Annotated in this window: 18 protein-coding genes; 3 read left to right on the top strand and 15 right to left on the bottom strand. The window is 74.4% G+C overall.

All coding sequences use genetic code 11. The features are described from left to right. Positions 1-149: 149 nt before the first annotated feature. The 13 genes from J2X60_RS06870 to J2X60_RS06810 form a co-directional block, all read right to left on the bottom strand. Positions 150-1,286: an LLM class flavin-dependent oxidoreductase gene (locus J2X60_RS06870; RefSeq protein WP_309886898.1), complete on the bottom strand. Its 1,137-nt coding sequence runs from the start codon at positions 1,284-1,286 to the stop codon at positions 150-152. Further along, positions 1,283-2,905, bottom strand: coding sequence for an ABC transporter substrate-binding protein (locus J2X60_RS06865; protein WP_309886897.1), 1,623 nt, complete (start codon positions 2,903-2,905; stop codon positions 1,283-1,285). The genes J2X60_RS06870 and J2X60_RS06865 overlap by 4 nt, the downstream gene beginning before the upstream one ends. Further along, positions 2,902-4,548, bottom strand: a complete 1,647-nt coding sequence (locus J2X60_RS06860) for an ABC transporter ATP-binding protein (protein WP_309886896.1) — start codon at positions 4,546-4,548, stop codon at positions 2,902-2,904. The genes J2X60_RS06865 and J2X60_RS06860 overlap by 4 nt, the downstream gene beginning before the upstream one ends. Next, positions 4,545-5,435, bottom strand: a complete 891-nt coding sequence (locus J2X60_RS06855) for an ABC transporter permease (protein ID WP_309886895.1) — start codon at positions 5,433-5,435, stop codon at positions 4,545-4,547. The genes J2X60_RS06860 and J2X60_RS06855 overlap by 4 nt, the downstream gene beginning before the upstream one ends. After that, positions 5,432-6,475 (bottom strand): ABC transporter permease, encoded by a 1,044-nt coding sequence (locus J2X60_RS06850; RefSeq protein ID WP_309886894.1) that lies wholly within the window; start codon positions 6,473-6,475, stop codon positions 5,432-5,434. The genes J2X60_RS06855 and J2X60_RS06850 overlap by 4 nt, the downstream gene beginning before the upstream one ends. Continuing rightward, complete coding sequence (locus tag J2X60_RS06845) at positions 6,472-7,494, bottom strand: LLM class flavin-dependent oxidoreductase (protein WP_309886893.1); 1,023 nt, start codon at positions 7,492-7,494, stop codon at positions 6,472-6,474. The genes J2X60_RS06850 and J2X60_RS06845 overlap by 4 nt, the downstream gene beginning before the upstream one ends. Then, positions 7,491-8,846, bottom strand: a complete 1,356-nt coding sequence (locus J2X60_RS06840; RefSeq protein ID WP_309886892.1) for an NtaA/DmoA family FMN-dependent monooxygenase — start codon at positions 8,844-8,846, stop codon at positions 7,491-7,493. The genes J2X60_RS06845 and J2X60_RS06840 overlap by 4 nt, the downstream gene beginning before the upstream one ends. Beyond that, positions 8,843-10,054 (bottom strand): LLM class flavin-dependent oxidoreductase, encoded by a 1,212-nt coding sequence (locus J2X60_RS06835; protein WP_309886891.1) that lies wholly within the window; start codon positions 10,052-10,054, stop codon positions 8,843-8,845. Before J2X60_RS06835 ends, J2X60_RS06840 begins: the two co-directional genes overlap by 4 nt. A 31-nt stretch (positions 10,055-10,085) precedes the next feature. Then, positions 10,086-10,463: a carboxymuconolactone decarboxylase family protein gene (locus J2X60_RS06830; RefSeq protein WP_070418756.1), complete on the bottom strand. Its 378-nt coding sequence runs from the start codon at positions 10,461-10,463 to the stop codon at positions 10,086-10,088. Positions 10,464-10,586: 123 nt separating this feature from the next. Then, the gene (locus J2X60_RS06825; RefSeq protein WP_309886890.1) at positions 10,587-11,861 is read right to left on the bottom strand and encodes an LLM class flavin-dependent oxidoreductase; all 1,275 of its coding nucleotides are present in this window, start codon (positions 11,859-11,861) and stop codon (positions 10,587-10,589) included. Then, positions 11,858-12,625: a hypothetical protein gene (locus tag J2X60_RS06820; RefSeq protein ID WP_309886889.1), complete on the bottom strand. Its 768-nt coding sequence runs from the start codon at positions 12,623-12,625 to the stop codon at positions 11,858-11,860. Before J2X60_RS06820 ends, J2X60_RS06825 begins: the two co-directional genes overlap by 4 nt. Positions 12,626-12,766: 141 nt before the next feature. Continuing rightward, positions 12,767-13,990: an acyl-CoA dehydrogenase family protein gene (locus J2X60_RS06815; RefSeq protein WP_309886888.1), complete on the bottom strand. Its 1,224-nt coding sequence runs from the start codon at positions 13,988-13,990 to the stop codon at positions 12,767-12,769. A gap of 81 nt (positions 13,991-14,071) precedes the next feature. Next, a complete protein-coding gene (locus J2X60_RS06810) occupies positions 14,072-15,556 on the bottom strand; it encodes a reverse transcriptase family protein (protein WP_309886887.1) in 1,485 nt (494 codons plus the stop codon). A 97-nt stretch (positions 15,557-15,653) separates the two neighbouring features. On the opposite strand from J2X60_RS06810, the gene J2X60_RS06805 reads away from it, so the two are divergent. Both J2X60_RS06805 and J2X60_RS06800 read left to right on the top strand, forming a co-directional pair. Beyond that, positions 15,654-16,370: an MgtC/SapB family protein gene (locus J2X60_RS06805; protein ID WP_309886886.1), complete on the top strand. Its 717-nt coding sequence runs from the start codon at positions 15,654-15,656 to the stop codon at positions 16,368-16,370. A 4-nt stretch (positions 16,371-16,374) separates the two neighbouring features. After that, on the top strand, positions 16,375-16,935 hold the full coding sequence (locus tag J2X60_RS06800) for a histidine phosphatase family protein (protein ID WP_309886885.1): 561 nt from the start codon (positions 16,375-16,377) through the stop codon (positions 16,933-16,935). Positions 16,936-17,139: 204 nt separating this feature from the next. On the opposite strand, the gene J2X60_RS06795 is transcribed toward J2X60_RS06800, so the two are convergent. Both J2X60_RS06795 and J2X60_RS06790 read right to left on the bottom strand, forming a co-directional pair. After that, positions 17,140-17,949 carry a DUF1684 domain-containing protein gene (locus J2X60_RS06795; RefSeq protein ID WP_309886884.1) on the bottom strand — a complete coding sequence of 270 codons (810 nt, stop codon included), beginning with the start codon at positions 17,947-17,949 and terminating at the stop codon, positions 17,140-17,142. 294 nt (positions 17,950-18,243) lie between these two features. After that, complete coding sequence (locus J2X60_RS06790) at positions 18,244-19,272, bottom strand: transporter (RefSeq protein ID WP_309886883.1); 1,029 nt, start codon at positions 19,270-19,272, stop codon at positions 18,244-18,246. A gap of 58 nt (positions 19,273-19,330) precedes the next feature. Between J2X60_RS06790 and J2X60_RS06785 the strand changes: the two genes are divergently transcribed. Continuing rightward, entirely contained in the window at positions 19,331-20,557 is a 1,227-nt protein-coding gene (locus tag J2X60_RS06785) for a cobalamin-independent methionine synthase II family protein (protein WP_229085342.1), read from the top strand. Positions 20,558-20,631: the final 74 nt, after the last annotated feature.

Genomic DNA, 20,631 nt, shown 5'->3' with positions numbered 1-20,631 from the left:
GGGGGCGCGGCCCGCCCGCCGGCTGCGCGCGGGGCGGGGGCCGCGCCCCCCCCCCCCCCCCCCCCCCCGGGGGGCCCCCCCCGCCCCCCGGGGGGGGGGGGGGGGCCCCCCCCGCCCCCCCCCCCCCCCGTCCGTCGGCCGGCCACGTCTCAGACCGCGGCCGGCACCGCCTGCTCGGCACGCCGCGCCCACTCGGCCGCGAGCAGCTCGTAGGAGCGCACCCGCGCGTCGTGGTCGTGCGTGATCGTCGTGACGAGGAGCTCGTCCGCCCCGGTGGCGCGGCGCAGCGTCTCGAGCCGGTCCGCGACCGTGCCGGCATCGCCGACGAACCGCGTGGCGATGCGGTCCGCGACCGATGCCGCCGCAGCGTCGTCCAACGGGCGCTCTCGGGCCCACTCGGGCGTCGGGTACTCGATCGCCCCGACGCCGGAGCGGATGGAGTGCACCCACTGGCCGTAGCCGAGGGCGAGTCCGGACGCCTCGTGGGTGTCCCGGCCGACGACGACGTCCGCCGACACGATGACGTGCGGCGCGTCGAGCACACCGGGGCGGAACGCGTCGCGGTACGCCTCGACCGACGCCAGGACCGTGCCCGGCGACGTGTGGTAGTTCGCGCCGTAGGGCAGGCCGAGCGCGCCGGCGGCCCGTGCGCTCGCACCCCCGGTGGAGCCGTGGATCCAGAGTTCGACGGGGGTGCCGGCGGCGGGCGGCGCCTCGACGACCGCGCCGTCGTGTGACCAGGTCCCGGCGAACAGCGCCCGGATCAGGTCGAGTTCGCCCTCGAACCGGTCGACGTCGCCCGGCACGCGACCGAGCAGCTCGCCCTGCAGCGCGAACCGGCTGCGCGGGGCGATCCGGAAGTCGAACGGTGCCGGGATGAGCAGCCCGTCGACGACCTCGTCCTCGCGCGGGGCGAGCGACGGCGGCTTCGGGGCACCGGGTGCGGGGGCACCGGACCGGCCGAGACCGAGGTCGATCCGCGGCCCGTACAGCGCGGCGAGCGTGCCGAAGGTCTCGGCGATCTGCAGTCCGCGGACGTTGCCGACCAGCGTCGCCGCGCTGCCGACGCGGATCGTCGAGGTCGCGGCGGCCACGGCCCCGATCACGATGTTCGGTGCGCTGCCGGCGACACCCGGGTTGAGGTGGTGCTCGGCGAGCCAGTACCGGGCGTACCCGGCACGCTCGGCGTGCTGCGCGAGGTCGATCGTGCGGTGCAGCGCCTGCGCGGCGGTGGACCCGGCGCTGACCGGGACGAGGTCGAGGACGGACAGGGGGACGGCGGTCATGCTGCGTCCGTCCAGGCGCCGGTGAGCTGGTCGAGGCGGGTGTCCGCGCCGAACGCGATGCCGTGCACGTCCTTCGTGGTGGCGATGATGCTGGTGAGTTCGTGCACGGGGACGAAGTCCACCTGCGACGCGATCCGTTCCTGGATCGCCGCGAACGTGGCCGCACGCTCGGTGGCGGACGACTGCGAGAGCTCCTTCGTGAACAGGGCGTCGAGCGTGCCGTCGGCGGCGCCGATCGACTGGGCGCCGTCGCTCGAGAACTTCGAGCGGAGGACGTCGCCGTCGGCGCGGGAGCTGTTGTCCCACGCGAGGTCCCAGTCCCCGCTCGTGGTGTTGGCGAGGTACTGCGGGACGGTGCCACTCTCGAGGGTCAGGCCGACGCCGACCTTCCGCAGCTCCTGCTGGATGAGTTCGAGCGAGGTCTGGTTCGGCCCGAAGTTCGTGATCCAGATGAGCTTGAGCCGCAGCTCCTGGCCGTCCTTTGCGCGGATGCCGTCGGAGCCGGTCTTCCACCCGGCCTCGTCGAGCGCCTGCTCGGCCGCGGCCGGGTCGTACGAGATCGCCGAGGAGGTGTCGGTGTACCCGGGGGTGGTCGAGCCGAGCACCGACGTCGCGACCTCGAACAGGTCGTTCAGGGACGTGTCCCGGACGGTCTTCGGGTCGACGGCCTGCGCGATCGCCCTGCGGACGGCGAGGTCGGACACGAGCGGGCGCTTCTGGTTGAACGTGAGCCCGAACACCTGCCCGGGGTTGGCGCGGGTCACGAGCTCGTACTGCGACCGCAGCGTGTCGACGTCGCTCGGCTGCACGCTGCTGATCGCGTCGAGCTGGCCGGACTGCAGGCTGCCGGTGCGGACGCTCGCCTCCGGGACGACCTGGAACGTCACCTTCGACAGGTGCGCCGCGCCGGTGTTCGACCGCGCGGCCGGGCCCCAGTCGTAGTCCTTGCGCTTCGTCAGGACGGTGGAGGTGTTCTTCGTGTACGACGACAGCGTGAACGGGCCCGTCCCGATGACGGCCGTGCCGTCGGCCCGGTCCTCGAACGGCGTCTCGGTGGTCTTCGGCGCGACGATGCCGAGCGCGACCGACGCGGTGGCGTTCGGGAACGCGGCGTTCGGCGTCGTGAAGTCGACCTCGACGGTGTCGTCGTCGACGACCTTCGTCTCCCGGTACCCCGAGAAGTACGCGGCGGCGGTGCTGGACGCCCCGGCCTTCGCGATGTCGTCGAAGGTGTCCTTCACGGCGGTGGCGTCGAAGGCGGACCCGTCGGAGAACGTCACACCGGAGCGCAGGTCGAATGTGAACGCGGTCGCGTCGGCGTTCGCCGAGTACTTCGTCGCCAGCCAGGGCTTCAGCGAGCCGTCCGACGGGTCCTGCCAGAGCAGCGAGTCGACGAGCTGCCGGGTGATGGCGAGGGTGTCGTTGCCGGCGCCGGTCCCGGTCGGGTTGAGCGTGATCGGGTCGTTCGCGATCGCGTAGGTCAGCGAGCCGCCGTCGACGGGCTTCGACGAGGACGACGACGCGGTGCCGCCCGACGAGCAGCCGGCCATCACCAGGGCCGCCGCGGTGCCGGCCGCGATCGCGGCCACCAGACGGATCGGGGTGCGGTGGATGGTCATGAGACTCCTTCGGAGGGGGTGAGGGGTGCGACGCGCCGGGATCGTCCGGGGATCGCGTCGAGCAGGGCACGGGTGTACTCGTGCTGCGGGTGGTGGAGGACCTCGGCGACAGCGCCGTGCTCGACCACGCGCCCGCCCCGGAGGACGGACACCTCGTGGGCGATGCGGCGGACGACGGCGAGGTCGTGCGAGATGAACAGGTACGAGACGCCCAGCGTCTCCTGCAGCGACGCGAGCAGGTCGAGGATCTGCGCCTGGACGGACACGTCGAGCGCCGAGACCGGTTCGTCCAGGACGACGAACGACGGGTCGAGCGCGAGCGCCCGGGCGATGGCGACGCGCTGCCGCTGGCCGCCCGACAGCTCCGACGGTCGCCGCCCCGCCGCCGATGCCGGCAGTGCCACGAGGTCGAGCAGCTCCGCCGCACGGGCCGCACGCGACCGCCGGGTGCCGATCCCGAACGCCGCGAGCGGGTCGGCGATGATCGACCCGACCGACAGCCGCGGGTGCAGGGCCGCGTACGGGTTCTGCTGCACGATCTGCGCGCGTCGCCGGTACGCCCGCAGCGCCGCACCGCGGGCGGCGCTCACGTCGTCGCCGTCGAACCGGACGGTGCCCCCGTCGGCGCGCTCGAGACCGAGCACGAGGCGCGCCGTGGTCGACTTCCCGGACCCGGACTCCCCCACCAGCGCGAGGGTGCGGCCGCGCGGGACGGTCACGTCGACGCCGTCGACGGCGGCCACGCGGGCGAAGGACTTCCGCAGGCCCGTCGCGACGACGAGCGGGTCGTCACCGCCGGACGGGAGGCGCGGGTCGGCCCCCACGGACACGGTCACGTCGTCGAGACTGGGCGCCGCGGCGATGAGCGCGCGCGTGTACGCCTCGCGGGGAGCGCCGAGCACCTCGGCGGGGGTGCCCTGCTCGACGATCCGCCCCTCGGACATCACGACGATCCGGTCCGCCCGGTCCGCGGCGACCCCGAGGTCGTGCGTGATGAAGAGCACGCTCGTCCCCCGCTCGGCGACGAGTCGGTCGAGGTGGTCGAGGATCGTCCGCTGCACGGTGACGTCGAGGGCGCTCGTGGGCTCGTCGGCGACGAGGAGCTCCGGGTCGCCGATCAGTGCGATGGCGATGAGCACCCGCTGCCGCATGCCGCCGGAGAGTTCGTGCGGGTACTGCTCCGCGCGCAGTTCCGGACGGTCGATCCCGGCGCGACGGAGCTCCTCCACGGCGCGCTGGCGGGCGTCGGTCCCGATCGCGATCCCGTGGATCTCGAGCACCTCGGCGACCTGCCGACCGATGCGCGTGACGGGGTTGAGCGAGACGGTCGGGTCCTGCGGGACGAAGCCGATCCGGACGCCGCGGACACGACGGACCTCGGCGTCGGACGCGGTGACCAGGTCGAGGTCCGCGGAACCGGCGGCGGTCCCGGAGAGCCGCACCGTGCCTCCCGTCAGCTCGGCCGCTGCGGGCAGGAGCCGCAGGACCGCGTGCGCCGTCGTCGACTTGCCCGAACCGGACTCGCCGACGATCGCGACGCGCTCGCCGCGACCGACGTCGAGGGAGACGCCGTGCAGCGCCGTACGCGCGTGCCGGCCGTGGCCGTACGCGACCGTGAGGTCGCGGATGCTGAGGAGGCTCATCGGACGGCCCGCCGTTCGGTGTCGAGTGCCCGGGCGACGCGGTTGCCGGCGAGCACCGTGACCGCGATGACGAGACCGGGGATGGTCGTCAGCCACCACGAGGAGGCGATGAAGTCGCGGCCGGTCGAGACGAGCGAGCCCCACTCCGGTGCCGGCGGCTGGGCACCGTAGCCGAGGAAGCTCAGGCTGGAGACGGCGAGGATCGCGGTGCCGAACTCGAGCGCGGCGAGGACGAGCACCGGGCCGGCCGCGTTCGGCAGCACGTGCACGAGCAGCACCCGCCACCAGCGGTTCCCGTTCGCCGTGGCCGCCTCGACGTACGGGGCGGTGCGGACCCGGACGACCTCGGAGCGCATGATCCGGGCGATGGTGGCGATGCTCGCGACGCCGACCGCCACCGCGACGTTCACGGTGCCGAAGCCCAGGACGGTGACGATCGTCAGCGACAGCAGCAGGCTCGGGATGGCGAGCAGGACGTCCGCGACGCGCATGAGCACGGTGTCGACCACCCCGCCGACGAACCCGGCGAGGAGCCCGACCACCGAGCCGCCGACGAGCCCGATGAGGATCGCGAGGATCGCCGCCTGCAGGGTGAGCGCCGTGCCGTGCACGACGCGGGCGTACAGGTCGCGGCCGAGCTGGTCGGTGCCGAACCAGTGTGCCGCGTCGGGCGCGGTGAGCTTCACGGCGGGTTCCGCGGCGAGCGGGTCGAGGTGGGTCAGGGCGCCGGGGAGCAGCGCGGCGAGGACGACCAGGGCGAGCCAGAGCACGGCGAGCGTGAGGGTCGGCCGGGCGACGACGCCCCGGAGTGCGGTCGCGCCGCCGGGGACGCGGTCGGAGACGAGCGACGCGGGACGGCCGATCGCGAGCTGCGTGGTCTCGGTCATGCGGGGACTCCCTGGGGTGTCGGGGCGGTGGTGCCCGTGGTGGCACTGGGGGCGTCGCCCGTGCCGCTGCCCGGTGTCGGGCCGTCCTGCTCCCGGAGCTTCCGGCGGCTCCCGGCCAGGACGACACGCGGGTCGAGGAGCGGGTACACGAGGTCGACGACGAGGTTCGCGACGACGAAGATCGCCGCGGCGACGAGCACGATGCCCTGGACGACGGGGATGTCCTGCCCCTGCACGGCGGTCGCGGTGACGCGGCCGAGGCCCGGGCGGGAGAACACCGTCTCGGTGACGACGGTGCCGGAGAACAACTGTCCGACGATGAGGCCGGTCACGGTGAGGGCCGGCAGCGCGGCGTTCTTCAGCGCGTGCCGGAGCTGCACCCGCCAGCGTCCGGCGCCCTTGGCGTACGCGGTGTCGACGTACGGCTCACGGAGCGTCGCGACCAGGGACTTCGACAGCAGCTGGGCGATCGTCGCGCCGGTCGGCAGCGCCAGGGTGATCGCGGGGAGGACGACCGACGACGGTCCCTCGCCGCCGAACGCCGGGAACACGTGCAGGCCGAACGAGAACCACTGCACGAGCAGCAGGGCGAACCAGAAGCCCGGGACGGCGACACCGACCGGCGGCAGCTGCAGCAGGAACTGCCCGAGGGCGCGGTTGCGGGTCCACGTGGCGAGGACCGCGAGCCCGCCGCCGAACACGATCGCGAGCAGCAGGCCGACGACGGCGATCTGCGCGGTGGGACCGACGGCCTCGCCGATGACCTCGGTGACGGGTCGTCCGACGCCGATCGAGCGGCCGAGGTCGCCCGTGAGCAGCGAACCGAGGTGCTGGAAGTACTGCACGAGCACGGGCTGGTCGAGTCCGTACTGGTGGCGGAGGGCGTCGAGCTGCGCCTGCGTCACGTCGGTGGCGTCCGGACCGAGCATGATCCGTGCGGGGTCGCTCGGCAGGACGTAGAGGACGAAGAAGGAGATCGTCCACGCCGCCCAGAGCACGAGCACCGCCTGCCCGATGCGCGAGAGCACGTACCGGGTCACGCCGCCACCACCGTCCGCGCTGGTGCCCACCCGAGGGCCGGCGCGACCCTCGAGACGACGTCCGACACGATCTGCTCGTACTCGTCGCCGGCGAACTCGTACGGCAGCTCGACGCGGAACTCGTCGACCTCGGCGAGCGTGGCGTCCCGGACGAGCTGCTCGACGATCTGCTCGGCCGGTCCGACGAGGTCCGCCGAGAACAGGGTGCGCCGCGGACCCTGCGGTGCCCTCTGCCGGTCGAGACGCGACTCGTACCAGGTCCGGTAGCGCTCGCGCGAGATACGGTCGGCCGAGTCCGTCGGGACGACGCATCGTCCCCAGGCGACGCGGGGTGTCCGGCCGGACGGGAGCGCGGCGCGGTAGGCGGCGAGCTGGTTCCGCTGGGCGGTGCCGTAGTCGTCCGTGCCCTCGCCCGAGGTGAGGTTGCCGATGAGCAGGTTGAGCCCGGCGCTGCCCGCGAAGGCGGCCGACCGGAGCGATCCCCCGCCGTACCAGACCCGGTCGACGAGCCCCGGTGCGTACGGCTGCAGCCGCGGGCGCTGGAGGTTGCCGGGGCTCTGGATGACCGTGTCGTCCCCGCCGAGGAAGTCCCCGCGCAGGTTGTCGACGAATCGGGTGACCCGTCCGTAGCCGCGGTCGAAGGAGCGCCAGTCGCCGTCGAACACCAGGTCGCCGAGGATGTCCTCGTGCGGGGCGCTGGTCGACAGCCCGACCTGGACCCGCCCGTGCGACAGGACGTCGGCGAGCGAGAAGTCCTCGGCGAGGCGGAACGGGCTCTCCCACCCGATCGGCACGACGGCGACCCCGAGCTCGATCGCGCTCGTGCGCTGCGAGGCCGCGGCGAGGAACACCGCCGCCGACCCGATGCCGTGCTCGAGGTGACGGTGCCGGACCCAGGCGCCGTCGACGCCGAGCCGCTCCGCCGTGGCGAAGAGGTCGAGCGTGGCCTCGAGGCCGTCGACGGGTGCGTCGTCCGCGAAGTTCCCCGGCACGAGGATCGACAGGCTGCGCACCGTCACGCGAGCACCCCCCGGCGGTCCCGGATGGTCCCGGGCAGACCGAGCGTCTCGCGGAGCGTCGCGCCCTCGGTGTAGGACTCCCGGTAGACGCCGCGCTCCTGCAGCAGCGGGACGACCGTGTCGACGAACTCGTCGAGGCCGTACGGGTTGGTGTGCGGGACCACGACGAAGCCGTCCGTCGCACGTTCCTGGACGTACCGGTCGATCTCGGCCGCGATGTGGGACGGCGTCCCGACGAACCCGCCGCGCGTCGACACCGCGATGACGAGCTCGCGGATGGACAGGTGCTCGGCCTCGGCGCGGTCGCGCCACGACCGCACGAGTGCCGGCACGTCGCGGGTGTGCCGTGCGCGGCCGCGGGTGATCGCGGCGCCCTCGAGGTCCGGCTCGACGTCGGGCAGCGGGCCGTCCACGTCGTACCCGGACAGGTCGCGGTTCCACACCTGCTCGAGGAACGCGATCGCCGTTGCCGGGCTGACCTGGGCGCGCTGGATCGCGCGGGCCCGCTCTGCGGCGTCCGCGGCGGTGTCTCCGAGGACGAAGGTCGACGCGGGCAGGATGTGCAGCTCGTCCTTCGAACGGCCGACGCGCTCGAGGCGCGCCGTGACGTCGTCGTAGTAGGACTTCGCGTCGTCGAACTCGGTGTGCAGCGAGAAGATCACCTCGGCGTGCGCCGCGGCGAGGTCGCGCCCCTCGTCGGAGTCGCCGGCCTGCACGACCACCGGGTGCCCCTGCGGGCTCCGAGGCACCGGGAACGTCCCGGTCACGTCGAACTGCGGCCCGTGGTGGTCGACGTCGCGGATCCGGGAGCGGTCGGCGAACACGCCCGAGGCCACGACGGCGTCGGACTCCCACGAGTCCCAGAGCTCGCGGGACAGCTCGATGAACTCCGCCGCCCGCGTGTACCGGTCGGCGTGGTCCAGGAACCCGCCACGACGGAAGTTCGCGCCGTGGAACGCGTCCGAGCTGGTCACGACGTTCCAGCCGGCGCGTCCGTCGGTGAGGTGGTCGAGCGTCGCCAGCTGCTTTGCGAGTTCGAGCGGCTCGTTGAACGTGGTCTGCAGCGTGCCGACGAGCCCGATGTGCTCGGTGACCCCGGCGAGGGCGGCGAGGACCGCGAGCGTGTTCGGGCGCCCGACGACGTCGAGGTCGTGGATGCGCCCCTTCTGCTCGCGGAGCCGCAGGCCCTCGGCGAGGAACAGGTAGTCGAACAGCCCGCGCTCGGCGTTCCGGGCGAAGTGCTCGAACGACGAGAACGCGATCTGGCTCTCGGCCCGGTCGTCGCTCCAGATCGTGGTGTTGTTGACGCCCGGGAAGTGGGCGGCGAGGTGGACCTGACGCTTGGCGCTCATGCTGGGACCTCCACGGGGGCGGATGCGGACGCGTACCGGCTGACCGCCGGAGCGATGCCGAGCCGCGTGCGCAGGTCGGCGGTGGGACGCGAGGCCACGTCGGCTCGGAGGCCGGCCGTGACGAGCGCGGGGACGAGCTCGCGGGAGATCGCCGTGGAGTCGAGCGGGATGCGCAGCGGGCGGAGCCGGACACCGGCGAACCCGAGGTCCCGCAGGTCTCCGATGAGCGTCACGAGCTCGGGCACGGTCGTCGCCAGCACGGACGTGTCGGACGTCGACGCGAACGGGGCACCGGCTGCCGTGTCGAGCGCGGCCAGCGCGTCGGTGGCGGCGGCCGACGACGACCCGATGAGCACCGCGAGGTCGGCGAGGACCGGACGACGGACGTCCGAGCCGGCCTCCTGCTCGAGGTGACGGATCTCCGACAGCAGGTCCCGCGCCTCCCGTCCCTCGTGGCCGGGCGTGACCAGCACGACGTCCGCAGCGTCCACCGCGAATTCGGCCGCGTCGGCGCGGTGCGCCAGCGAGAAGACCGGCGGGCGGCCCTGCGGCGACCGCGGCACGATCGACGCGCCGTGGACCGAGACGAAGGACCCCGCGAACTCGGCGTTGTGGATGCGGTCGCGGTCGATGAACCGGCCGGTGGCCACGTCACGGATGATCGCGTCGTCGTCCCAGCTGTCCCAGAGTCGCGAGACGACCTCGGCGACCTCGCGCGCCTCGTCGAAGAGGACGGACGCCTCGTCGAAGAGGACGGACGCCTCGTCGCCGCCGGGACGGCGCCCGAAGAGCGCTGCTTCGCGGGGCGTCGGGCTCACCTGGATCCGCCACCCGGCTCGCCCCTGCGAGACGTGGTCGAGGGTCTGGAGGCCCGTGGCGACGTGGAACGGTTCGGTGTGCGTCACCGAGACCGTCGGCACCAGACCGAGCGCGCGCGTCGCGGGGGCGACCGCGTTCGCGACGAGGAGGGCGTCGAGGCGGCCGACGACCGTGCTCGTGTCGAGGTCGCCCGCCGCGTCCACCGGACCGGCGGTGAAGGAGTCCTCGATCGTGACGGCGTCGACGCCGAGGCGGTCCTGCTCCACGACGACGTCGCGCCAGTGCCGGAGGCTGGTGAGGCGCTGCGCCGCGGGGCCGGCGGTGCGCCAGGCGGCGGGGTGCCAGCCGGCGCCCTGCAGGGCGGTGACGAGGGTGATGCGGTCGGGCATGGGGTGCGCTTCCGTCGGGTGTGGTCGGTGGTCAGTGCTGGTGCGACGCGGACGTCGCGGAGTCGGAGGGAGCCGCGGCGTCGGCGCCGAACTTGAAGCCGAGGCGGCCGTGGGCGAACCCGCCGCCGGCGCGGATGGCCGTGGCGACCCAGGCGGCCTCGGCGAGCTCGGCCTCGTTCGCGCCGGCCGTGACCGCGCGCTGGCTGTGGCCGTCGATGCAGTAGACGCACTGCGTGGTGATGCCGACCGCCAGTGCGATGAGCTCCCGGTACTTCAGCGGGATCTCGCGACCCTCGGCCCGGAACACCGACTCGTCGAACTGCACGAAGGCCGAGAGGATGTCCGGGGTCTGCTGCTTGTAGACCTTCGTGAAGGTCTTGTCGTGCTCGCGGTCGAGGTAGTCGGTCATGGTGGCGACGCTATGACCGACCGGGCCCGGGCACGACGGGTGTTGCGGAGCGTGACCGGGCGTTGCCCCGTGTGACGCGGCGGGCCTGGTCGCCACGTCACACGGCGTCACGCGGCGGGCGCCCTACAGCCCGCGCGCCCGCGCACCGAGCCGCCCGCGCAACGTGACGTCCTCGTACTCGCGGTGGAACACACCGTGCCGCTGCAGGATCGGCACGAGCTCGTCGACCACGGTCTCGAGGCCGCGCGGGAACTCGTCGATCATCAGGTTGAAGCCGTCGGCGGCCCCGGTCCGGTACCACTCCTCGATGGTGTCGGCGGCCTGCTCCGGCGTGCCGACGACGATCCGGGCGCCGTAGCCACCGAAGCCGCGCAGGACCTCCCGCAGGGACGTGTTGTGCGCGCGGACCCAGCGCACGACGGTCTCGTGGTACCCGAGCGAGGGGCCGTAGGTGACGGGGTCGACCTCGCGGTCGAGGATCGCCGCGGGGACCGGCGCGTCCGGGTCGAGGTCGGTGAGGTCGGCGTCGAGGTGCGTCCCGAGCGCCCGCAGCGAGTAGCCGTCCGGGGCGAGGGCCTCGAGCTCGTCGAACCGCCGCTGCGCCTCGGCCTCGGTGCTGCCGAGCACGAGCGACAGCCCCGGGACGATCGCCACGTCCGCCGCCCGCCGGCCGTACGTCCGGGCCGCCTGCTTGACGGCGCGGTAGTGCTCCCGGGCGGGCTCGGGTGTCAGCTCGACGGCGAACACGCCCTCGGCGACGCGCGCGGCGAGGTCTCGTCCGTGCGGCGATCCCCCGGCCTGGAACACCACCGGGTGTCCCTGCGCCGACGGCGGGACGGTGATCGCCCCCGCGAACTCGGTGAACTCGCCGTGGTGGTCGACGGGCACCCCGGTGGCGGCGGACCGCCAGAGCGCCTGCACGAGGTCGACGACCTCGCCGGCACGGGCGTACCGCTCGGGTCGCTCCGGGTTCGTCGCGACGCCGAAGTTCGCCGACACCGACCGGTCGTAGGTCGTCACGGCGTTCCACGCCACACGGCCCCCGGAGACCGTGTCGAGGGACAGGAGCCGCTCGGCGAGGTCGACCGGGTCGTTGTAGGTCGTCGACGCCGTCCCGACGAGTCCGAGGTGCGTGGTCGCATCGGCGATCGCCCCGAGCGCCACGAACGGCTCGAGCAGCCCGTACGCGCGGACGTTCGGGTCGCCGAGCGCGGGGTGGTCCGCGAAGAACACCATGTCCAGCAGCCCGCGTTCGGCGGTCCGACCGAGGTCCTCCCAGAACCCGGCGGTCAGCAGGTCGGTCGGCTCGACGTCCTGGGTCCGCCAGGCCGCCGGCCGCTGTCCGAAACCCTGCAGGTTGACGCCGAGGACGAGCCCGGCGTCGGTGTCGGCGCTCATGCGCCGACCGGCGCGGGGACCGGCAGACCGAGCAGGTCGCGCAGCGTCCGCCGGTGGGCACCGGGGCCGGTCGGGGTCCGGGAGGCGCGACTCGGCTCCGACGCACCGGCCCCGCCCGGCAACGGGACGAGCGGGCGCGCGGCCCCGCCGAGCACCAGGTCGGCACCCTCGTGTGCGACGTCGTGCCAGACCGCGAGGACGGGTTCGCCCTGCCGGCTCGACGGCGTCGTCAACGGCCCCCGGACCCGGTACCCGTCCGGCCCGCCGTCGTGGTCGAGCGGGAGGATCCGGGTCGTGTCGGCGAACCGGCCGGCTGCGCGGTCGCCGACGACGCTGTCGAGCGGCCACGTCCGCCAGAGGCCGCGCACCACCTCGGCGAACTCGGCCGGGTCGTGCTGCTCCCCCGTCGCCGGCAGGCCGTGGTCCCGCGCTCCGACGACGAGTCCGACCCGGGCGTCCAGGACGTGGTCGAGGGACAGCACCCGGCGGGCGACGTTGTACGGGTGCTCCCGGGTCGGGGCCGCGGCGACGAGCAGCCCGTGCGTGGGCAGTGCACGGCCGAGGGCGAGCGCCGCGGTGGTCGGGTCGAGCCGGTGGCCATGACCGCGTTCGGCGTCGAACCGGTCGGTGCCGATCGCGACGACCGCGGCGCCCGAGGCCCGGATCCGGTCGGCGAGCCGGGCGATCCCACCGGGTCGGGCGACGGCGGCGGCGAGGTCGCCGTCCGGCACGGCGACGATGGTCGGTGCGGGTGTCTCGGTCACGGTGGTCCCTCCGTACGCGTGCAGAGCGGCCCGCCACCGTCGCCTCCCCAGCGTCCGTGGCGGGCCGGTGCCGACGACCGTACGGGGCAGCGCGGTCCCGGCGGGTGCAGGTGTCGTCGGGTTGCGCCTCGTGACGGCGGGTTACACGCGGTCGAGCGGGCTGGCGCCGTTCACGAGCAGGTCCCCGACGATGCGCCGCTTGTGCACGCGCGGGTTGTGCGACGCCAGGGTCCGGGCGTTCCGCCAGTGCCGGTCGAGCCCCAGGGAGCGGAACGTGCCGCTCGACCCGAGGGCGTCGAACACGAGCGTCGTCGCGTCGAGCACGGCGTCGGTGACCACCGTCTGCGCCTGGGCGACCGCGATCCAGCTCCGCTCGAGCGCGTCGCGCAGCACCGGGTCCGTCGAGGGGTCCGCCCCGGCGGCGCGGAGTCCGGTGTGGCGGTCGACGGCGGCGTCCACCGGTCCGAGGCTCGCGGTGAACGCGGCGTCGGCGGCGTACACCCGGGCCGCGACGGTGCCGATCGTGCTGAGCAGCTCGGGGTCGGCGGTCGGGTCCGTGGTCGTGCCGTTGTGGTGCCCGCGCTGCCGGGAGCGCAGCGCCTCGATCCCCTCGCGGAGAGCCGCGCGCCCGATGCCGACGAGGATCGCGTGCATCACCGTCTGGTAGTACTGCTCCTGGTACGGGTAGCGCGTCGTGTACGGCAGGACCCGCTCGTCGGGCACGTGCACGTCGGTGTACGTCACGCTCCCGCTGCCGGTGATCCGCTGGCCGAACCCGTCCCAGTCGTCGCCGATCCGCACGCCCGGGTCGCGGGCGTCCACGAGCGCGACGAACCGTGCTCCGGCGTCGTCGAGCGCCAGCACCGTGATCCACCGGGCGTAGATGCTCCCCGTCGAGTAGAACTTCCGGCCGGTGACGCGCCAGCCGCCGTCCGGGTCCGGGGTGAGCCGCGTGCTGATGTCCGCTCCCGCCGGGTTCGGCGTCTCGCTCCATCCACCGCCGACGAACTCCCCGCCACCGAGGCGTTCGACGATCGCCCGGTCGGAGGCACTCCCCTCGGCGTGCACCCGGTCCTCGATGAACGAGAAGTGGTTCCGCCACACATGCGCGAGGTTCGGGTCGACCTCGGCGATCTCGGCGACCGCCCGGAACACGTCCGACAGCCGTGCCCCGACCCCGCCCCACGCGACCGGGGTGCGCCAGCGCGCGAACCCGGCGTCGACGAGCCACCCGAGCTGGTCGGTGGCGAGCTGCTCCTCGCGTTCCCGCTGCCGGGCGTCGCGGGCGATCCGCTCGATCACCGGTCGCAGCGGCGCGATCAGTTCCTCGTAGCGGGCGTCGGCCGGGATCTCACTCGGGCACATGGCGGCACGCTACCGGCGGTCGGGCGTCGTGCCCGTGCCCGCTGCAACCCGGCGTCACACCCGCACGGGGACGGCCCGGGATCACCACGTGATGCGGGCGAACTCCTCGCGCAGGCGACGTGCGCGTCCGGGATGGACCTGCTCGACCCACCCGATCCGCCCGAGCAGGTGCGCCCGGAAGTCGGGGTGCCCAGCACGGTTCTGCGACGCCGGACCGTGCTCGGCGGCGTTGTGCAGGATCGCGTGCAGCCGGTCGACCTCGCGCCGACCGGGCGACGTCCGGTCGTTGACGACGACCCCGGTGACCGACTGCCGCGTGCCCCGTCGCCGCACCCGGGTCTTCGACGGGTTCAGCCGGAGTCCCTGCTCCGTGACGATCCGGTCGACCCCGCGGAGGAACGCGTCCGGTCGGGCCGCGAGCCGCTCGTCACCGCTGAACGTCAGGTCGTCGGCGTACCGGGTGTAGACCGCGCCGACCGAGGCCGCCCACCCCGCGAGCCGTGCGTCCAGGTGCCGGAGTGCGGTGTCCGCCAGCGCCGGTGACGTCGGGGCGCCCTGCGGCAGGTGGGCTTCCCGGAGCATCGCGCGCAGCGCCTGCCGTTCCTCGGGGCTGCCGCCGTCCGGCATCGCGCTGAGGACGTGCACCGGCACCCGGTGCGTGCACACCCCGGTGAGGACGTGTGCGAGCGGCTCCGCGAAGCCCGCCGCGCGGAAGACGCCGTACACGGTGGGCGCGGTGACGCTCGCGAAGAAGGACGTCAGGTCGGCCGTGACGACGATCTGCCGCCCGGTGTGCGCCGCGGCTCCGGTCACGACGCTCCGACCGCCGACGAAGCCGTGCGCCGCGTCGTGCACCGGCAGCGCGGTGAGGAGCTCGTCGAGGATCGTCCGCTGCGTCCGGCGGAGCATGTCCATCGGCTTCTCGAGCAGCCGCGGCGTGCGTCCGGGTCGACGGATCCACTCGCAGCGGTGGTGGTGGAGCGGGCTCGACGGCCCCGGTCGCCGGTTCCACGAGCGGGTGTCGGCGAGCCAGAGCAGCCGCCCGACGGTGAGGTCGAGCTCGCGCGCGAGCTCGGGCAGCGTGTCGACGAGCAGTCGGCTCGCGGTCTCCGGACGCGCCCGGACCGCGGTCGCCCGACGCGCGACGACCCGGACCGGTCGGCGCGCCTCGCGTGCGCGGTGCAGCTCGGCGAGGCGCGGCGACGCCTCGAGCACCGCCGCGAGCTGTCGCGGTGCGTCGACCGGCGGTCGCGGGTGGGCCGCGAGGGCAGCCGCGACCGCGAGCCCGACGTAGGCGCGCTCGACGCCGACCACCGCCCAGCCGGCGGCGGTCAGGTCGTCCGGTCCCCAGTGCTCCGCGGTCAGGAACGCGTCGGCGAGGGCACCGGCGACGACGGTCAGGGGCGTGGGGTTCCCGGGGGACCCGTCGGTGCCTCCGTGCGGCGTCGCGCGCGGAGCGCGCCGTCCCGCTCGGGGCGTGTCGTCCTGCTGGTCCTGCGTGCCCCGGGGTGACCCCGGAGAGGTCGACGCGTCACGCGCGTCGGCCGCCTCCCCCGGGAACTCCACGCGCTCACCCTACGGCGACCCGCTGACGGACGGGAGGCGCGGGTCGGGCCCGCACCGCGCCTCCCGTCCGCCGGGTGCCGGCGTATCGTCGGTCGGCGTGACGATCCAACAGCTCACGGAGCCCCTCGCCGGACAGGGGTGGGTCCAGATCGGCGAGGTCCTGCTCGCGTTCGCCCTCGCGTCGCTCATCGGCCTCGAGCGGCAGCTCCGGTCGAAGAGCGCCGGCATCCGCACGCAGGCGATCGTCGGGACCGCGTCGGCCCTCATGCTGCTCGTGAGCAAGTACGGGTTCAGCGACGTCCTCGTGCCGGACCACGTCGTGCTCGACCCCTCGCGCGTCGCGGCGCAGATCGTCTCCGGGGTCGGGTTCCTCGGCGCCGGGCTGATCCTCACCCGACGTGGAGCCGTCCGGGGCCTCACCACGGCCGCCGCGGTGTGGGAGACCGCGGCGATCGGCATGGCCGCGGGTGCCGGGCTCTGGCTGCTCGCACTCGTCGTCACCGCCCTGCACTTCGTCGTCGTGTTCGGCTACACCGCGATCGTCCGGGCGCTGTCCCGCTCCGCCGAGCAGTCGATGACGCTCGACGTGGTCTACGACGCCGGCCGCGGGGTGCTGCCGGACGTGCTCGCCGTCGCGACGGCCGGTGGGTGGCGGGTCGCCCGGCTCGTGCGGCAGGACACCGACCGGGTCGACGCCACCGCGGTCCGGATCGACGTCGCCGGCCGTGCCGAGGGGTCCCTGCTCATCGCCCGGATCGGCGAGGTCGACGGTGTCCGGGTCGTCGACCCGTCGGCCGCCGACGACCTGGAGTGACGCCGTGCCCTCGTTCTTCCTGACCCACGCCGAGGTGGTCGTCGACCCCGCGCGGCCGATCGAGTCGTGGGGGCTCTCCCCCGACGGGCGTGCCCGCGCTGCCGGAGCCGCGGCCGTCGCCTGGGGCCCCGGGGTCCAGCGGATCGTGTCGAGCACCGAGCAGAAGGCGGTCGACACGGCAGCGATCCTCGCGGAGGCCGTGGGGCTCGTGCCCTCGACGGACCCCGCGCTCGGCGAGATCGACCGGAGCGCGACGGGCTACCTGCCGCCCGCGGAGTTCGACGGGGTCGTCGACGCGTTCTTCGCCACGCCGGAGGACTCGGTGCGCGGGTGGGAGCGCGCCGTCGACGCTCGGGACCGCATCGTCCGTGCCGTGCGGGCGCTGACCGACGCCGGCGACGTCACGATCGTGTCGCACGGTGCGGTCGGGGCGCTGCTGCTCGCCGACCTGCGGGGTGTGCCGGTCACCCGTGCGCTCGACCAGCCGGGGATGGGCAGCGTGTTCTCGTTCGATCCGGGCGCATGGCGGGCGACGAGTGGTTGGGCCCGCGTCGAGGTGCCCTGAGCCGGGCGTCGCGCGCGGGTGTTTCGTGTGCCGCGGCCGCCGTGCGCGTGCCGACCCCGAACGACAACGTCGATGTCGTACGACAGCGGGCTCGTCGCAACCTGGCGTGCGCAACACCCCGCGCACGCAATCAACGACACCACCGACGTCGTACGACATCGGCAATGTCGTACTGAGTCCGCGCCGCCGCGCCGCGCCCGCGCGTCACGCCGGCAGCTGCTCCCCCGCCTCCACCGCGACGTCGAGCCGGTTCTCCGCGGGCGGCAGCGGGCACGTCGCGTGCGGCGTGTACGCGCACGGCAGGTTCGTCGCCCGGTTGAAGTCGATCGTCGTGGCGCCCGACGCGTCCGGCGCCGGGACGTCCAGGCTCCGGTTGGCCGCGTACGTCGTCACGCCGCTCGTCCGGTCGGTGAACAGCACCAGGAGCCCGTCGCCGTACCCGTTGAACGCCAGGAGCGACCGCGGCCCGTCGAGGTCGAACGTCAGCACGCCCGGCGCCTCGTACACGTGCTGCAGCCCGTCGACGACCGACCCGACGGTCACCGAGCGCGGCGCGTCGAACGGCTCGAAGTGCGCCGCGACCGCGAACGACGGGTCCGGCGAGTACGACGGTGTCCCGGTGTACCCGGTCCGCGTCGGGTTCGAGGGGTGCCGCGGTCGGAGGACGTCACTGCCGCCACGCCGGGCGACCTCGATGACGACCCGCTCGTCGCCGTCCTGCCACGCGATGGTCGTGCTCGACCGCTCGGGGAGCGGACCGAACCGGTGCGTGCCCGTCACCGCGACGCCGTCGACCTCGATGGACTCGCCGTCGTCGAGGGTCACGACCGGTCCCGCCTCCGAGGTCGACCACGCCCCGGGCGCGTCGTCGAAGCGCTCCGGCGTGCCCGTCAGCCACCGGATGCTCGTGATCGCGAGGAAGCCGTGCGCACTCGCCCGGGCCGCCTCGTGGGCGTCGTGCCACACGGCCCACTCGGAGCGGAAGTCGGCTGCGGTCGGCGTCGTCGTGGTCATGCCACGACGGTACGTCGTGTCACGGCCGGGTGGCGACGCGCGTCGTCTCCGGACGTCACGCGGTGCGCGCGACCGGCTCGGGAGGCGGGGGGGGGGGGGGGGGCCCCCCCCCCCCCCCCCCCCCCGGGGGCCCCCCCCCCCCCCCCGGGGGGGCCCCCCCCCCGGGCCCCGGCCGGGGGGCGGGCCCCCCCGTTCCCCCCCCCCCCCCCCGCCCCGGGGGGGGGGGGGCCCCCCGGGGGGGGGGGGGGGGGGGGGCGCCGCCCCCCCCCCCCGCCTCCCGAGCCGTGGTCACCTTCAGACCGTCCGGGTCGCGCCCGTCACGGGGCCCGGCTCGGCGTCCTCGTCGTCGGCGGCCTGCAGGACACCCTCCGCCTGGGGCAGCAGGTGCCGCACGGCCAACGCGATCGACCGCGACCCGACGACCGCGACGAGCACCGAGAGCAGGGCGAGCACCCCCGCGGTGGGGATCCACGCCCACCGGACGTCGAGCACCCGCAGCCACTCGATCGCGGCCGTCGCGACCGCCGCCGCCGGGAACACGAACGACCAGAACCCGAGCGAGAAGGGCAGCCGCACGTACCGCGGCAGCAGGGCGACCTGCACCGCGACGAGCAGCACGCCGAGCCCGGTGATCGCCTGCACCGGGACCGTGAGCACGTCGTCCGTCAGCGCGAACACCGCGACCGTGGCGACCGACGGCGGTGCGACGAGGATCGCCATCGTCGGCACGAGCGGTGCGGGCAGCGCGGGGCGGAAGGACAGCCGGATGAGCAGCAGCCCGGTCATCACGACCCAGAAGAACACGCCGACGCCGAAGCAGGCCCAGGAGAGCCAGGTGAGCCCGACCTCGTGCGTGGCGACCGAGCCGACGAGCGCCGCTGCGACGGTCGGCAGGAGGTAGCCGCCGTGCACGGACTCGAGGGCGAGCCGGCCCTCGAACCACGTCGCGAGGAGCCAGGCGGCGAACCCGGCGGCGACCGCCACGGCGACGAGCACGAGCACCCTCCCGCCGTCCGGCCAGCCGTGCGCGAGGTCCACCCCGAGCAGCATCGTGGTCGCCGGGACCAGGGCCGCGAGGGGACCCTGCGCGGGGTGCCGCAGCTGGTCGACGAGCCGGTCGTGCGCCCGCACCCGGACCCCGCGGACGGCGTGCGCGGCGAGCAGCCAGGTCCAGGCGACGGCGGCGATGCCCCAGAAGACCTGCGGGAGGACGGCCGGCAGGTCGAGGACGGGGGCGGCGTAGGACCAGGTCTCGGCGAAGCCGGCGAGGCCGAACGGGACGGCGAGGGTGTTGAGCGGGATGCGGGTGGTGGGACGGGGCACGGTGTCCCATTCTCCCGAGTCGGACCGCTCCCGGGGCCCCCGTGCCAGATTGGGCAGCATGTCCTTCGAGAACACCGACCACGTCCAGGCCACCACCGCCGGCTCGTTGCCCCGCACGCCGGAGCTCATCGCCGCGAACGCCGCCCGGCCCCTCGCCGCCGACGGCTTCACGCTGGAGACCACCGACGAGGTCCGTGCGCTCACGAGCGCCGCGGTCGACGACGTCGTCGCCCGCCAGACCGCCCTCGGCATCACGCAGCCCGGCGACGGCGAGTTCGGCAAGGCGATGTCGAACAGCGTCGACTACGGCGCCTGGTGGGGGTACTCGTTCCAGCGCGTCAGCGGCCTCAGCCTGACCGAGGAGGACATCTTCACGCAGGAGCCGGTCCGCTCCGAGCCCGGACACGTCCGGCTCACGAGCTTCCCGGACCGCCGCGACTGGACGATCTTCCGCGAGGCCTACACCGACCCGGGCTCGGGCATCGGCACGGGCAAGAACGCCACCGCGTTCCCGACGACGACCGGCCCGATCGCGTACACCGGGCACGAGGCAGCCCGGACGGACGCCGCCAACCTCCGGCACGCCGTCGAGGCGGCCGGCGCCGCGAACGGCTTCATCACGGCGCTCTCCCCCGGGTCCGCCGCCCGGGTCGCGAACGAGTACTACGCCACCGACGAGGAGCACATCTGGGCCTGGGCCGACGCCCTGCGCGAGGAGTACCGGATCATCCTCGACGCCGGCCTCGTCCTGCAGATCGACGACCCCTCGATCGCCGAGAACTGGGACCAGATCAACCCGGAGCCGAGCATCGAGGACTACCGCGCCTTCACCCGCATCCGCGTCGAGGCGCTCAACCACGCGCTGCGCGGCCTCGACACCTCGCGGGTGCGCTTCCACCTCTGCTGGGGCTCGTGGCACGGCCCGCACACGACCGACATCGAGCTCCGCCACATCGTCGACCTCATGCTCGACATCGACGCCGGCGCGTACTCGTTCGAGGCGGCGAACGCCCGCCACGAGCACGAGTGGACCGTCTGGCAGGACGTCGCGCTGCCGGACGGCAAGGTCATCGTGCCCGGCGTGGTCGGCCACGCCACGAACGTCGTCGAGCACCCGGACCTCGTCGCGCAGCGCATCGAGCGGTTCGCCTCGGTCGTCGGCCGGGAGCGCGTCATCGCCGGCACCGACTGCGGCCTCGGCGGCCGCATCCACCCGCAGATCGCCGCCGCGAAGCTCGAGTCCCTCGGCGAGGGCGCGCGCCGGGCGAGCGCGACGCTCTTCTAGCGGTCGCAGCGTGCGAGGTTCCGCGCTCGGTGCGGCCCGCACGGCCTGTCTCGGTGTGCGGACGCTCGCACGGT

This window comes from Curtobacterium sp. 320 (genome assembly GCF_031455235.1).
GTDB lineage: Bacteria > Actinomycetota > Actinomycetes > Actinomycetales > Microbacteriaceae > Curtobacterium.
Note: the sequence above shows the minus strand (reverse complement) of the source record. Positions and strands in the feature narration are given on the sequence as shown.

Coding starts and splice junctions, on each gene's coding strand:
- J2X60_RS06870 (WP_309886898.1), bottom strand. CDS start 1,286: ATGACCGCCGTCCCCCTGTCCGTCCTCGACCTCGTCCCGGTCAGCGCC.
- J2X60_RS06865 (WP_309886897.1), bottom strand. CDS start 2,905: ATGACCATCCACCGCACCCCGATCCGTCTGGTGGCCGCGATCGCGGCC.
- J2X60_RS06860 (WP_309886896.1), bottom strand. CDS start 4,548: ATGAGCCTCCTCAGCATCCGCGACCTCACGGTCGCGTACGGCCACGGC.
- J2X60_RS06855 (WP_309886895.1), bottom strand. CDS start 5,435: ATGACCGAGACCACGCAGCTCGCGATCGGCCGTCCCGCGTCGCTCGTC.
- J2X60_RS06840 (WP_309886892.1), bottom strand. CDS start 8,846: ATGAGCGCCAAGCGTCAGGTCCACCTCGCCGCCCACTTCCCGGGCGTC.
- J2X60_RS06835 (WP_309886891.1), bottom strand. CDS start 10,054: ATGCCCGACCGCATCACCCTCGTCACCGCCCTGCAGGGCGCCGGCTGG.
- J2X60_RS06830 (WP_070418756.1), bottom strand. CDS start 10,463: ATGACCGACTACCTCGACCGCGAGCACGACAAGACCTTCACGAAGGTC.
- J2X60_RS06825 (WP_309886890.1), bottom strand. CDS start 11,861: ATGAGCGCCGACACCGACGCCGGGCTCGTCCTCGGCGTCAACCTGCAG.
- J2X60_RS06815 (WP_309886888.1), bottom strand. CDS start 13,990: ATGTGCCCGAGTGAGATCCCGGCCGACGCCCGCTACGAGGAACTGATC.
- J2X60_RS06795 (WP_309886884.1), bottom strand. CDS start 17,949: ATGACCACGACGACGCCGACCGCAGCCGACTTCCGCTCCGAGTGGGCC.
- J2X60_RS06785 (WP_229085342.1), top strand. CDS start 19,331: ATGTCCTTCGAGAACACCGACCACGTCCAGGCCACCACCGCCGGCTCG.